The 13,419-nt window shown below is 68.6% G+C and carries 15 protein-coding genes; 3 read left to right on the forward strand and 12 right to left on the reverse strand.

Annotation, left to right across the window (positions count from 1 at the left end):
* Positions 1–49 precede the first annotated feature (49 nt).
* Positions 50–283, reverse strand: coding sequence for a LysR substrate-binding domain-containing protein (locus AC1RQC_RS14500; RefSeq protein ID WP_492811091.1), 234 nt, complete (start codon positions 281–283; stop codon positions 50–52).
* Positions 184–714 (reverse strand): LysR family transcriptional regulator, encoded by a 531-nt coding sequence (locus tag AC1RQC_RS14505; RefSeq protein WP_492811093.1) that lies wholly within the window; start codon positions 712–714, stop codon positions 184–186. The genes AC1RQC_RS14500 and AC1RQC_RS14505 overlap by 100 nt, the downstream gene beginning before the upstream one ends.
* Between AC1RQC_RS14505 and AC1RQC_RS14510 the strand changes: the two genes are divergently transcribed.
* A complete protein-coding gene (locus AC1RQC_RS14510; RefSeq protein WP_492829970.1) occupies positions 596–2,002 on the forward strand; it encodes a class II fumarate hydratase in 1,407 nt (468 codons plus the stop codon). The two genes, AC1RQC_RS14505 and AC1RQC_RS14510, sit on opposite strands and share 119 nt — an antisense overlap.
* A gap of 8 nt (positions 2,003–2,010) precedes the next feature.
* Here AC1RQC_RS14510 and AC1RQC_RS14515 read toward each other — a convergent pair whose 3' ends face one another.
* The 3 genes from AC1RQC_RS14515 to AC1RQC_RS14525 all read right to left on the reverse strand — a co-directional run bounded on the left by AC1RQC_RS14515 (position 2,011) and on the right by AC1RQC_RS14525 (position 3,851).
* Positions 2,011–2,277, reverse strand: coding sequence for a hypothetical protein (locus AC1RQC_RS14515; protein ID WP_492883784.1), 267 nt, complete (start codon positions 2,275–2,277; stop codon positions 2,011–2,013).
* A 309-nt stretch (positions 2,278–2,586) separates the two neighbouring features.
* A complete protein-coding gene (locus AC1RQC_RS14520) occupies positions 2,587–2,976 on the reverse strand; it encodes a YfeK family protein (protein ID WP_492371936.1) in 390 nt (129 codons plus the stop codon).
* Positions 2,977–3,128: 152 nt separating this feature from the next.
* Positions 3,129–3,851, reverse strand: coding sequence for an SDR family oxidoreductase (locus AC1RQC_RS14525; protein ID WP_492883787.1), 723 nt, complete (start codon positions 3,849–3,851; stop codon positions 3,129–3,131).
* A gap of 278 nt (positions 3,852–4,129) precedes the next feature.
* Here AC1RQC_RS14525 and AC1RQC_RS14530 point away from each other — a divergent pair, with 278 nt between their 5' ends.
* Positions 4,130–5,065, forward strand: coding sequence for a 2-hydroxyacid dehydrogenase (locus AC1RQC_RS14530; RefSeq protein ID WP_492371934.1), 936 nt, complete (start codon positions 4,130–4,132; stop codon positions 5,063–5,065).
* A 20-nt stretch (positions 5,066–5,085) separates the two neighbouring features.
* Here AC1RQC_RS14530 and AC1RQC_RS14535 read toward each other — a convergent pair whose 3' ends face one another.
* The 6 genes from AC1RQC_RS14535 to AC1RQC_RS14560 form a co-directional block, all read right to left on the reverse strand.
* Positions 5,086–6,459 (reverse strand): ATP-binding protein, encoded by a 1,374-nt coding sequence (locus AC1RQC_RS14535; protein WP_492371933.1) that lies wholly within the window; start codon positions 6,457–6,459, stop codon positions 5,086–5,088.
* Positions 6,459–7,157, reverse strand: a complete 699-nt coding sequence (locus AC1RQC_RS14540) for a response regulator transcription factor (protein WP_174425788.1) — start codon at positions 7,155–7,157, stop codon at positions 6,459–6,461. Before AC1RQC_RS14540 ends, AC1RQC_RS14535 begins: the two co-directional genes overlap by 1 nt.
* A 13-nt stretch (positions 7,158–7,170) precedes the next feature.
* Positions 7,171–8,235 carry a glucokinase gene (locus AC1RQC_RS14545; protein ID WP_492883789.1) on the reverse strand — a complete coding sequence of 355 codons (1,065 nt, stop codon included), beginning with the start codon at positions 8,233–8,235 and terminating at the stop codon, positions 7,171–7,173.
* Positions 8,219–8,899, reverse strand: coding sequence for a 6-phosphogluconolactonase (gene pgl / locus AC1RQC_RS14550; protein ID WP_492371931.1), 681 nt, complete (start codon positions 8,897–8,899; stop codon positions 8,219–8,221). The genes AC1RQC_RS14545 and pgl overlap by 17 nt, the downstream gene beginning before the upstream one ends.
* A gap of 52 nt (positions 8,900–8,951) precedes the next feature.
* Positions 8,952–10,400, reverse strand: coding sequence for a glucose-6-phosphate dehydrogenase (gene zwf / locus AC1RQC_RS14555; RefSeq protein ID WP_492371957.1), 1,449 nt, complete (start codon positions 10,398–10,400; stop codon positions 8,952–8,954).
* A 215-nt stretch (positions 10,401–10,615) separates the two neighbouring features.
* Positions 10,616–11,413 (reverse strand): PaaX family transcriptional regulator, encoded by a 798-nt coding sequence (locus tag AC1RQC_RS14560; RefSeq protein ID WP_492811105.1) that lies wholly within the window; start codon positions 11,411–11,413, stop codon positions 10,616–10,618.
* Positions 11,414–11,593: 180 nt separating this feature from the next.
* Between AC1RQC_RS14560 and AC1RQC_RS14565 the strand changes: the two genes are divergently transcribed.
* Positions 11,594–12,394 (forward strand): crotonase/enoyl-CoA hydratase family protein, encoded by an 801-nt coding sequence (locus tag AC1RQC_RS14565; RefSeq protein ID WP_492883791.1) that lies wholly within the window; start codon positions 11,594–11,596, stop codon positions 12,392–12,394.
* A 143-nt stretch (positions 12,395–12,537) separates the two neighbouring features.
* On the opposite strand, the gene AC1RQC_RS14570 is transcribed toward AC1RQC_RS14565, so the two are convergent.
* The gene (locus AC1RQC_RS14570; RefSeq protein WP_492883793.1) at positions 12,538–13,410 is read right to left on the reverse strand and encodes an inositol monophosphatase family protein; all 873 of its coding nucleotides are present in this window, start codon (positions 13,408–13,410) and stop codon (positions 12,538–12,540) included.
* Positions 13,411–13,419: the final 9 nt, after the last annotated feature.

Raw genomic sequence — 13,419 nt, forward strand, 5'->3', positions numbered from 1 at the left:
CGAGAAACGATAGGACAGGGCCCGAGGCAGTAAAGCAGGCGGCTGCGGACTAGTCCGGCATGACCTGCGCGCCAGGGCGGGCCGCGGCGACGAATGCATCGATCAGGCGCGCGCCGCGTCGTTCGCGCAAAAAATAAAGATACTCACTCATTTCCTCGCTACTATCCTCAAAATCCAGCATTTTCAGGTGTGGATGGCTTGGCACCTCGTGGCGGGCAATGACGGATACGCCGAGTCCGCGAATGACCGCCTCCCGGATCGATTCCCGGCTGCCGATTTCCATCGGCGTGGCAGGCACCACGCCCGCCCGACGCCGTAGGCCTCCTCCAGCGCACGGATCTGGGCGGTGATGGTCGGCTGCGACAGGCCGAGCCGCTTGGCAGCCTGGGTCACGCTGCCGATGCGGGCGACCATGAAGAAGGACTTGAGCTGGGCAATGAGCATGCTGGAGACGCGTGGTGATAGCGCAGGTGAATCGGGCGCTGGGCCTCGGTGGCCGCGCCCGGCGCCAGGGATGACGCCGTTGCGGCCGGGGGCGTATTCTAAGGCGCGGGGATCTGTTGCCACGCCGCTTTCGACCGAACAGGAGAATGCCATGCCCGAGCGCAAGCAGGACGCCACCCGGATCGAGACCGACAGCCTGGGCGACATACCAGTATCAGCCCGGCACCTGTGGGGCGCGCAGACCGAGCGCTCGCGCCAGAACTTCCGCATCGGCAGCGAGACGATGCCGCCCGCGCTGATCGAAGCATTCGCCATCCTCAAGCTCTGTGCCGCGCGTGCCAACCGAGAGTTGCGCGTGCTCACGCCGGAACTGGCCCACGCCATCGAGGCGGCGGCGCAGGAGATCATCGCCGGCAAGTGGCCCGGGGAGTTCCCGCTCTCGGTCTGGCAGACCGGCTCGGGCACGCAGACCAATATGAACCTGAACGAGGTAATTGCCAACCGCGCGATCCAACTGCTGGGCGGCGAGCCGGGCGCGAAGCAGCCGGTGCATCCCAACGATCACGTCAACGCCAGCCAGTCTTCAAACGACAGCTTTCCCACGGCGATGCATATCGCCGCCACCCGGGCGATCCAGCTGCAACTGCTGCCCGCGCTGGAGCGCTTGCAGCAGGCGCTCGGGCGCAAGGTGGACGCGTTCAGCGACATCGTCAAGGTGGGCCGCACGCACTTGCAGGACGCCGTGCCGCTGACGCTCGGCCAGGAGTTCTCCGGCTACGAAGCCCAGGTGGGAGATGCCCAGTCGCGCCTGCGCCAGGCCATGCTGCGCGCCATGCCGGTGCCGCAGGGCGGCACCGCGGTGGGCACCGGGCTGAATGCGCCGCATGGTTTTGCCGCGGCCTTCGCGCGCGCGCTGTCGGACTACACGGGCCTGCCGTTCGAGCCCGCGCCGAACCGCTATGCGCTGCAAGCCTCGCACGATGCGCTGGCCGACCTGTCGGGCGCGCTCAATACCACGGCATCGTCCTTCCTGAAAATAGCGCGCGATTTCATGCTGCTCGGCTCCGGCCCGCGCGCGGGCCTTGCCGAACTGATCCTGCCGGCCAACGAACCTGGCTCTTCGATCATGCCGGGCAAGGTCAATCCCACCCAGGCCGAGGCGCTGGCCATGGTGTGCTGCCGGGTGATCGGCAACCACACCACCGTCACGCTGGCCAATGGTCTCGGCACGCTCGAGCTCAACGCGTACAAGCCCGTGATCATCTACAGCCTGCTGCAATCGGTCACGCTGCTTGCCGATGCCGCCGCGAGCTTTGCCGAACGCATGGTGCAAGGGGTACAGGCGGATCGCGAGCGCATCGCCGAGATGCTCGGGCGCTCGCTGATGCCCGTGACGGCGCTCAACCCGTACATCGGCTACGACCGCGCCGCCGAAATCGCCAAGCTGGCGGTCACGCGAGGCCTGCCGCTGCGCGAGGCGGCGCTTGCCTCCGGACATGTCACGGCGGCCCAGTTCGATGCATGGATCGACCTGAAGGGAATGACCAAGGAAATATGAGGCGCCGCTTAGCGCTGGCCCATCTCGCACACGGCGCAGACGGTAACGGCCGCACCACAGGTGAAGGCCAGCATCACCAGCACCATCAAGGCGTCGACAAAGCTCATGCTGCCCGGCGCAATCACGCTGACCAGCCGCCAGCAGATCCAGGCGATCCATCCCAGCGCCGCGATGGCACTGCAGACCGCCAGGGTTGCACAGGCACGGTGCGTCAACCGGCGCCAGGAGGCAGCAGGAGCGGGAGCGCTTTCGTTATCGGATATGACAGTCTGCATCCGGATTCTCCTTAGCCAAGCCTTGCGGCCTTGGCAGAAAACACCGGGGCCCGCATCGTATGCGCCTAAGAAGAGCCCAGCGCGGCGAGGCGCGCACGGAGCTATGAGGACGCATTGGGCCGCATTCGACAATCAGCGTGAGTGCCGCCAGAGTGCCGCCCGGACTGAGTATGGTTCGGCGAAAGCCGGTTGCCTATCGGTGGCCGTCTGACAAGGTGTCCTGGCCGGCTTTTGTTGCCGAAAGGCAAAAGCGTACCCGTTTCTGCGTGCCGTCAAACCCACCTGCAACGGCCAGGAAGGGGCTCGCGCCTACTTGCCCGCAGCCTTCTGCCGATAGCGCGCCAGTTCGGCGCCTAGCCACGGTGCGCTCTGCACCGGCTGGGCCTGGCCGCACTTGACCAGGTAAGGCTTGCCGCTGACGCTGCTCTTGCTCGCGCCCAGTTCGATAAAGCTCTCGCTGGTGCTGATGACGCCCTTGTCGGCCAGGTAGTCGTACTTCTTCTTGAGGTGGGCGGCCGCATCTGGCGCCGAATACCAGCTGCCATTGCGGTTGAACTGGCAATTCGAGCCCGCCAGGTAGCCAAAGAGATGGGTGACCTCGGCCTGCGTGGCGGCGGGCGGTGGCGCGGCGGCGGCGGGGGCCATGGGGGCCGCCAGCGCAGTGGCTAGCAGCAGGACGGACAGGAAGGCAGGCTTCATTTTCACGGAGTCGATAAGTCGCATCCGCTGCATTAGAGCGGTATTCCCGCTCCGGTTCAAGGCTTGACAAGCGGCCAGAGCGCCCGCCGCGCGGGCGGAACCAACTGCCGGCGCGGCAAAGCGTACCCGTTTCTGCGTAGCAATCCGGAGCGTCAGCCGATCGCGCCGCCGCCATCGAGCAGCACCGTCGAACCCGTGGCAAAGCCCGTCCCGGCCAGGTAAAGGATGGCCTGCGCCACGTCTTCTGGCTGGCCGACGCGCTGCGCCGGGAGCCGCGCGGCCACGTTTTCGAACATGGCCTTGCGCGCGGCGCCGTCCAGCTTGTCCCACAGCGGCGTGGCGATCAGGCCCGGAGAGACGGTGTTGACGCGCACCGGCGACAGTTCCAGCGCCAGCCCGCGGCTGAGCGCGTCCAGCGCGGCATTGATGGCGCCCTGCAGCACGGATGCCTTGCTCGGCCGCACGCCCAGGAAGCCCGAAACCAGCGTCAGCGAGCCATGCGCGCTGATCGGCACCAGGCGCGCCACGCGATAGGCGCCCCAGAACTTGCTGTTCATCGCGGCGTAAGCATCGGCCAACGGCAACTGGCGCACCGGGCCGGTGGGCGTCTGCGCGGCGGAGATCACAACGTGGTCCCACGGGGTGGCGCCGTCCATGAACTGCGCCACGCTGGCGTCGTCGGTGATATCGACCGTGGCGCCGCTGACCGTGCCGGCGCTGGCCAGCGTGCGTACAGCGGCATCGACTTTTTCCTGCGAGCGCGAGGCGATCGTGACGCTGGCGCCGCGCTCGGCAAAGGCAGCCGCGGTGGCCAGGCCGATGCCGGAACTGCCGCCAACCACCAGCACCCTGGCGTTCTTGAAATCGGGAAACATGGCAAGACTCCTTGAATTTCCTTCAATGGCCAATCCATGCGGCAGGAAGGAAGGCCGCATGCTTGCCAGCCATTATGGTCACGGCGCGCCGGCGGATCATCCACCCAGGATTGGAAGCACTCTTGGCAAGCATTTGATAATCGATGGCGCGCCGGAGCACGCCAGCAAGCCCGGCGCGCCGCCGCTACAATGCTGCGGTGCAGCTCAGGCCTCGTCCCGGGGCCGCTCACCCTCCTCCCAGCCGTCGCCAACGGCCCCGAAACAATCTCCTGCCCATCATGAAGCCGCTCCTGCTCGTCCTCAGCCACGTCAGCGCACAGCATCTGTCCTCGATTGCCGAACAATACGAGGTGCTCTACGCGCCCGACAGCGCGGCCCGTGCCACGCAGGTCCGGGAGGCCGGCGCCCGCGTGCGCGCGGTGCTGACGATCGGCACGGTCGGCCTCACCGCCGCGGAGATCGACGCCATGCCCGCGCTGGAGCTGGTGTGCGCGCTGGGCGCGGGGTACGAGAACATTGCCGTGGCCCACGCCCGCGCGCGCGGCATCGTCGTGGCCAACGGTGCCGGCACCAACGACAGCTGCGTGGCGGACCACGCCATGGCGCTGCTGCTAGCCACCGTGCGCGCCATCCCGGCGCTGGACCAGGCCACGCGCGCCGGCAAGTGGCGCACCGCGCTGCCGCTGCAGCCCAATGTGTCGGGCAAGCGCATGGGGATTCTCGGCCTCGGCACCATCGGCCAGCGCATTGCGCAGCGCGGCCTGGGCTTCGACCTGGAGGTGGGGTATCACAACCGGGCCCCGCGCGACGACGCGCCGTATCGCTATTTCGACAGCCTTGGCGCGCTGGCCGAATGGGCCGACTACCTGATCATCGCCACGCCCGGCGGCGCGGGCACCCGCCACCTGGTCGACGCCAAGGTGCTGGCCCAGCTGGGCCCGGGCGGCTTCGTGGTCAATATCGCGCGCGGCAGCGTGCTTGACACCGCGGCGCTGGCGGATGCCCTGCGCGCCGGCAAGCTCGGCGGCGCCGGACTTGACGTGTACGAGACCGAGCCCGAGCCACCCGCCGAGCTGTTCGACTGCCCCAATGTGGTCCTGACCCCGCACGTGGCAGGCAGGTCGCCGGAAGCCATCGACGCTTCAGTGCGGCAGTTCCAGGAGAACAGCCGGCTGCATTTTGCCGGCGAGCCTGTGCTTACACCGGTCGGCTGACGAGAGGCCCCGCCGCGCGCTCAGGCGACGGGAAACGCCACCCGCACGCGCAGCCCGGGCGCGGCGTCTTCCAGCGAGACGCGCGCGCCGTGCGATTGCGCGATCTCCGCCACGATGGCCAGGCCCAGCCCGCTGCCCCCGGTGGGCGCTTCCGGCACCCGGTAGAAGCGGTCGAACACGCGCGCGCGCTCGGCGGCGGGAATTCCCGGCCCGTCGTCCTGCACGATCAGTTCCGCGCTCTGCGTATCCGATTCTCCTCCGCCCGTCATGGCCCGTCCCCGGCCAACCAGCACATCGACCCTGCCGCCTGCCGGCACATAGCGCAGCGCATTGTCGACCAGGTTGGTCAACAGGATGCGCAGCGCATCGACGTCGCCGCGCACCATGGCCGGCCCGGCCGCGGCGTCGAGCCCCAGGTCGATGTGGCGGTCGAGCGCGGCCTGGGTCATCTCCGCCACCACGCTTTGCGCCAGCGCGCGCAGGTCCACCGGCTCATGCGGGGGCGCTGCCGCGCCGGGCTCCTGGCGCGCCAGCGTGAGCAACTGGGCCACCATGTGCGTGAGCCGCTCCAGCCCCTGGCGCAGCTTGCCCACGGCCTCCTGCCGCTCCTCGGCCGTATCGGCGCGCTCCACCAGCTGGGCCTGCAACTGCAGCGCGGCCAGCGGCGTGCGCAGCGCGTGCGCGGCGTCAGCCACGAAGGCGCGCTGGGTATCGATGGCGTGGGACAACCGCGCCAGTAGCTGGTTGAGCGCCTCGGTCAACGGCGCGATCTCGTCCGGCATGCTGCTGACCGCCAGCGGGGCCAGGGCGTTGGCGTCACGCTGGCGCACCCCGGCGGCGATCTCGCGCAAGGGCCGCAGGCCACGTCCCACGGCCACCCACACCAGCCAGCCGATCAGCGGCAGCAGCAATAGCAGGGGCGCCACGGTGCGCAGCGCCATGCGCGCGGCTACCTCGCTGCGCGCCGACATCGGCTGGGCAATCTGCACCACGCCGAGCCCGAGCTGCACGCTGTAGATCCGCCATTCGCCCTGCGCGGTCTTGACGTTGGAAAATCCCAGCTCGGCGCGCGGCGGCAACGCGGGATGCGCGTGCGACAGATACAGGCTGCGGCCGGAGCCATCCCAGATATGGATCACGACGTCTTCATCGGCATGGAACAGGCTGTCGCTAGGCGAGCCCGGCGCGCCGGGCGACTGCTGCGCAACGAACGGCGGCATCACCGGATCGGCAAACTGGCTGGGCAGCGCGGCGGCCACCTGCTTCATCTGGTAGTCGAACAGTGCGTTGGCTTCCTGCCGGGCCTGCCCGTAGATCAGCGCAGTGGCAATGGCGATGCCGGCCAGCAGGCCCAGGGCAAGCCACCACAGCAGGGTTCTCTGGATGGAACGCATCAGCCCGCGCCCCCGGCTTCGAGCTTGGGCACCACATAGCCCACGCCACGGATATTGCGGATCAGCCCCGCGCCGAATTTCTTGCGCAGCGCGTGGATGTAGACTTCCACCGTGTTGCTGCCCACTTCATCGCCCCAGCCGTACAAGCGCTCCTCCAGCTGCGCCACCGACCACACCTTGCCGGGCCGCGCCAGCAGCGCCGAGAGCAAGCCGAACTCGCGCGCCGACAAACGCACCGCCTCACCGTCAAGGGTGGCCTCGCGGGTCACGGGATTGATCACGATGCCGCCGTAGCGCAGCAGCGGCTCCGCCCGGCCTTCGGCGCGGCGCACCAGCGCGTGCATGCGCGCGGCCAGTTCCTGCAGGTCGAAGGGCTTGACGAGGTAGTCGTCGGCGCCGGCGTTCAGCCCCGCCACGCGATCGGCCACGGCGTCGCGCGCGGTCAGGATCAGCACCGGCGTATTCACGCCACGCGCGCGCAGCGCGGCGAGCACCTCCAGCCCGGAGCGGCGCGGCAGGCCCAGGTCGAGCAGGATCAGCGCATAGCAGGCCTCGCCCTCGGGGCCGCCCGACTGGGTGGCCGCGGCCAGGCCAGCCTCGCCGTCCTGCACCCAGTCCACCGCGAAGCCTTCCTGGCGCAGTGCCAGCTTCACGCTATCGCCGATCATGGCGTCGTCTTCCACCAGCAACACTCGCATGGTCAGGTCCGGATCAGGCAGGGTTAGGTTGGTTGGCCGGGTTGGCTTGGCTGGCACCATCGCCATCGCCATCGCCGTCGACGCCATGCGTGATCGCTTCGTCCAGCGCCTGCGCCAGTCCGGGCAGCGCCGGGTATTGCGCGTTGATGACGTAAACCGGCAGGCTTTCCAGGTACGCGCTCAGCCGCCCCTTGGCGGTAAAGCGCGCGTTGAACGCGGAGTTGCGCAGCGCGGGCACGAAGCGCGGCACGATGCCGCCACCCAGGTAAACACCGCCACGCGCACCCAGTACCAGCGCAATATCAGCCGCCACGGAACCCAGCAAGCCGCAAAACACGGCAAGCGCGCGCTCGCAGAGCGGGTCGTGCCGGTGGATCGCGCCTTCGGTTACCTCTGCCGGCTCGAGCTGGCGCGCCAGGGGCGTACCCGTTTCTGCGTGCAACGCGGCATGTATCAGCGACAGCCCCATGCCCGACAAAAGACGCTCGGCGGAGACACGGCCGAAGGCCTGGCGGGCCGCGCGCCACGCGATCCATTCGTCTTCGGTCTCCGGCATCAGCTCGATATGGCCGCCCTCGCCGGCCAGCGCCACGGCCGGCCCGGAGCGCGCGGGCACCAGCCCGGACACGCCCAGCCCGGTGCCCGGGCCCACCAGCGCGAGCGGCGCACCGGCCACGGCCACGCCCTGGCGCATCAGCGTCAGGTCCTGCGCGCCAAGGTGTGGCAAACCCAGTGCCAACGCGGTGAAATCGTTGATGGCCAGCAGCAGGTCCAGGCCCAGCGAGCGCTGCATCTGCGAGATGGAAAACGCCCAGGCGTGATTGGTCAGCTTGACGCGATCGCCGGTCACCGGGTTGGCGAGGCCAACGGCCGCGTGGCGCGGCCTGGCGCTACCGGCCGGCAAGCCGCCGAGGTAATGCTGCATGGCAGCCTCGAGCGAGGGGAAATCGGCCACTTTGAGCGCGGTCACCGGGCCGATGCGCTGCGGCGCGGTTTCCAGCGCAAAGCGCACATTGGTGCCGCCGACATCGCCCAGCAGGCGTGGAAAGTTCTGCATGGCATCAAGCCGAGAAGACATCGGTGCCATGCCGGTGCCGGCTCAGCACCAGGCTGATGGGCAGCGCCGGGATGGGTCCCTTGCAGGCGCGTGCGAACACGGCTGTCTTGACGGGTCCCGCGAACGACAGGAAGACGCGCTCGGCGGCCAGTAGCGCCGCCAGGTTCAGCGTGATGCGCGCGTGCGGCGCCTCGCGCGGATGCGTCACCATATAGCCCGGCTGCGGCTCGGCAAGAGCCTGCTGCAACTCGGGCGCCTCGGGAAACAGCGAGGCGGTGTGGCCATCCTCACCCATGCCCAGCACGATCACGTCGGGCTGGCGCCAGGCCGCGTTCAGCCGGGCCACCGCGCTGGCCGGGTCGGCCGCTTCGGCGGCGTCGGCCACCAGCGGCACGAAGGCCGCCTTGCCAGCCGCCTCGCGCAGCAGGTGGCGGCGCACCAGCGCGCCATTGCTGTCGTCATGGTCGGGTGGCACCACGCGCTCGTCGACCAGCGTGATGGTGACCGCGTCCCAGCGGATGGTGCGATGGCGCAGGCGCTCGAACATCGCCACCGGCGAGCGGCCGCCGGACACCGCCAGCACCGCCCAGCCGTTCACGCCGATGGCGATCTCCAGCGCGTGGGCTACCGAGATCGCCATTGCTTCGGCCAGGTCCGCCTCGGAGGTATGTTCGTAGCGTCGCATGGGCAGTGTCTCCTGTTCGAATGAGGGTCTATCAATGATCAACGGGCGCGGCTCACACCTCTTCGTGCCAGAGCGAGCCGTCGCGCGACATCAGTGCGGACGAGGAAGCCGGGCCCCACGTGCCGGCGGTATACGCCTTGGGCGGCACGGTGCTGCCTGCCCACGTATCGATGATGGGCTCGACCCAGCGCCAGGCCTGCGCCTGTTCGTCGCGCCGCACGAACAATCCGAGGCGGCCGCGAATGACATCGAGCAGCAAGCGCTCGTAGGCGCCCGCGCGGCGCACCTTGAAGGAGTTGGCGAAGTCCAGGTCGAGCGAGGTGCCCGTGAGCGCCACCGTATCGCCGGGCTGCTTGACCAGGAAATACAGGCGGATGCTTTCCTCCGGTTGCAGCCGGATCACCAGCCGGTTCTGCGGCGACAAGGTCAGCGGGCGCGGGAAGATGGCATGTGGCACATCGCGGAAGTGGATGACGATCTCCGCCACGCGCGACTGCATGCGCTTGCCGGTGCGCAGGTAGAACGGCACGCCGGACCAGCGCCAGTTGGCGATCTCGGCCTTGATGGCGACAAAGGTCTCGGTATGGCTGTCGGGCGCGATGCCCTTCTCGTCGAGGTAGCCCACCACCGGTTTGCCGCCCACGGCGCCGGCCCGGTACTGCCCGCGCACGGTTTTCTCGGCCACGTCCTGCGGCGTGATGGGCTTGAGCGCCTTGAGGATCTTGATCTTTTCGTCGCGGATCGCATCCTCGGACAGGCTGGAGGGCGGCTCCATCGCCACCATGCACAGCAGTTGCAGCAGGTGGTTCTGCACCATGTCGCGCAGCGCGCCGGTGTTGTCGTAGAACTCGCCGCGCGTTTCCACGCCAAGCTCCTCGGCGATGGTGATCTGCACGTCCTGCACCCATTCGCGGCGCCACAGCGGCTCGAACAGCGCGTTGCCGAAACGGATCGCCATCAGGTTCTGCACCGACTCCTTGCCCAGGTAGTGGTCAATCCGGTAGATCTGGTCTTCGGCGAAGTACTGCGCCACGGCCGAGTTGATCGCATCGGACGAATGCAGGTCGTGCCCGAGCGGCTTCTCCAGGACGATGCGGACATTGGGATGATTGAGCCCGGTGCGCGCGAGCTGCTCGCAGATGGGGACAAAGATATGCGGCCCGGTGGCGAGATAGCACACCACCACCTCTGGCGAGCGCTGCAGCACCTTGGCCGCCAGCGCGTCGAAGTGCTCGGGCACGCGGGCGTCGGCCTGCACATAGCTGATGCGCGCAAGGAAGGTGGCCCAGGCTTCGGGCGGTGCATGCTCAAGACCCGGCCGCACGCTCTGCTCCAGCGAGCCGACGTAGTCTTCGGTGGAAAGGGGATGGCTGCCGGTGGCAAGAATGCGGGCGTTGGGATGAAGCAAACCCGCGCGGTGTGCATCGAACAGCGCCGGCAGCAGCTTGCGCCGCGCCAGGTCCCCGGTGCCGCCGAACAGCACCATGTCGAAATCGGGCATGCTCACCCTGTACTCCTTGTCTTGGCCAACGTGGGTGCGGCGCAAGAGCCCGGCGGGGCCTGCGGGGTTCCAGGAACACCAGCGCGCGTCACTTTACTGAGTGCCGCGGTGCGCCGCATAAGTTCCGGCCAGTTTAGTTGAGTCGCTGCCGCTTGGCGAGGCGTGGAACGCTTGCGCCACCCGGCGCGGAACCCGAGATTTGCCGCCTGCGCGCACTAGCCGGCCAGCAGATCCACCCACAGGCCGCGAGCCTGGAGCTGGTAGGCGCGCGTGGCCTCGATCAGGGCGCGGCGGGGCGCCGGGTCCATGATGGCCTCGGGCAATAGCGGATCGCGCACGATGGCGCGGATGATGGCACGGCCCACCAGCATGGCTTCGCGCGCGCCGGCATCCGGCGCCATGCGCGCCAGCTTGGCCCGGCTGCGCTCAAGTTGCGCCAGCGCGCGGCGATAGGCGGATTGCAGTGCCGGCACGTCCCACAACTGGGGCATGCGCGCGGCGGCATCGGCATCGAACTCGCGGCCCACGAATAGCAGGCCGGCGCTGGCCATCCCGAGGCGGGACAGCGCGGCGCGCATGGCCGGGGCACCGCCCGCGAGATTGTCCGGGCGCACGTTGATGCCGGCGGCCAGCACCCGAAAGCCGGACAACGACAGCGCGCGCGCATGGTGGCGCCAGGCGGTCTTCTCGCTGCGCGCCACGGCGGCGTCCTGCACCACCAGCCAGTCGCCGGCCCAGTGCCCCAGCCGGCTCTCTTTTTCAAACCAGTGCTCGACCTCATCGTAGACCGGGTTGCCTTCCGGCAACACCGCGTAGCAGCCGCGCTCCGTCTTGACGATGCGGCCCTGGCGCTGCAGGCGCGTCAGCGCCACCCGCACGCTAGGCGTGCCGATGCCCATCACCTCAGCGCCGCGCGCCAGCGCCTGCACCGGCAGGGTACGCTCTGGATGGCCGTAGAGCAGGTCCAGGACCAGGTCGGTCGCCGAGGGCTCGCGGATTTCTATTTCATGCATGGGTCGAAAGCGGGAGCAACGTGGGCGGTAAAGGATGCCGCGAAGGGTAAACCAGAAATATTTCTTTTCTTGGCATAAATATATCATTCTGCGAAATATTTATGCATGTGGAAAAACACCTAGAAAGTACCCGATTCGTACAATTCACCCTTGCCAGGCGCAGGCACCGAGGATACGAGCATGGATAGTAAGCCCAGTCAGCCCAACCAGTATGTCAGGACCGAAACGTCCGGCCCGGTCCTCACCATCATTCTGGACCGCGCCGACAAGCGCAACGCCGTGGACGGCCCGATGGCGCTGGCGCTGCGCGAGGCATTCACCCGGTTCGAATCCGACCCGGCGCTGCGCGTGGCCGTGCTGTGGGGCGCGGGCGGCCATTTCTGCGGCGGCGCCGACCTGTCGGCGGTGAGCGACCCGGCGCGCCGTCACGAACTGGATCCACAAGGCGGTGGCTCGGGCCCGATGGGCCCGAGCCGGATGGCGCTGTCCAAGCCGCTGGTGGCCGCGGTCAGCGGCTATGCGGTAGCGGGCGGGCTCGAGCTGGCGCTGCTGGCGGACCTGCGCGTGGCGGAGCGCGATGCGGTCTTCGGCGTGTTCTGCCGGCGCTGGGGCATACCGCTGATCGACGGCGGCACGGTGCGCTTGCCGCGCATCGTCGGCATGGGCCGCGCGCTCGACATGATCCTGACCGGCCGCCCGGTGCCCGCCGAGGAAGCGCTCGCCATGGGGCTGGCCAACCGCGTGGTCGAGCCAGGCCAGGCCCGCGCCGCGGCCGAGGCGCTGGCGCATGCGCTCGCCGCCTTCCCGCAGCGCTGCATGCTGGCGGACCGGGCCTCCGCCTACGGGCAATGGGACCTGCCGCTAGCCGACGCACTGCGGGCCGAAGGCGCCAACGGCACGCCGATCGTGTTCGAGGAGGGCATCCCGGGCGCCGCCCGCTTTGTCGGGGGTGCCGGCCGCCACGGCAATTTCTCCGGCTAGGCAGGCATCGGGAACGGGAACGGGAACGGGAACGGGAACGGGAACGGGAACGGGGACGGGAACGGGAACGGGCCAAACACGCCCCGGCTCGACAAAGCGTACCCGTTTCTGCGTAGCTGAACCGGGACGCAATGGCCATGGAATCAGCCCTGTGCCGCCAGCGCCGAACGCAGCCCACCATGCATGGCCGGCCCGGCAGCCACGATCCCCTGGCACCCCCAGGTAAACGGCTTGCCATCCAGCGCGGTCACCACACCACCCGCCTCGGTTACCAGCAACGCGCCTGGCAACCAGTCGTAGTAGTCCTGCCCGCACTCCCAGTAGCCATCTAACGCGCCACCGGCAACCAGCGCCAGCAACAACGATGTGGGACCGTATACGCGCTGCCCAAACACCTGCGGCAACAAACGGCCAAAGCGATCCAGAAAGGCCGCGGTATCGCTACGCACCTGCCCTGGCCAGTTGGGATGCGCCGTGGAGATCAGCGCCGAGGCCAGATCTCCACGCGCATTGGCCCGCAATGGCGCCCCGTCGCAATCAGCGCCCTGGCCGGCCACCGCCCGATACGTCCGCCCGGTGGCCGGGTCATGCACCAGCGCCAGTGCAGGCACCCCCTCTACCACCAGGCACAGCGCAATGGTCCAGCCCGGCATGCCGCTCAAGTAGTGCAGGGCACCATCGATGGGGTCGCAAACCCAGTAAGCGTCGGCATGCTCCGGTGCCTGCTGCTCGCCGCTCTCCAGTTCCTGGTCGGAGAACGGGATCTGCGGCCAGCGCTCCAGCAAGGCCCTTTTCAGCGCCGAGCCGACGGCGCCGCTGTGCTGGTCGAACGCCGCCCGCAGGGCCTGGAAGTCAGCGGGGGCGCTGCGTGGCTGCTGCGTGCGCAGCCGCCGGCCTTGCTGGGCAAGCAAGGTGCTCAGGCTATCGAGCACAGCCACCACGGGCTGGCCGAGACGTTCGGAAAGGGGCTGAGTGTTGATGTTGGTGTTGATGTTGGTGTTGACGTTGGCATTCACGATGCATCG

This window comes from Cupriavidus sp. GW822-FHT03E04, from assembly GCF_058801495.1.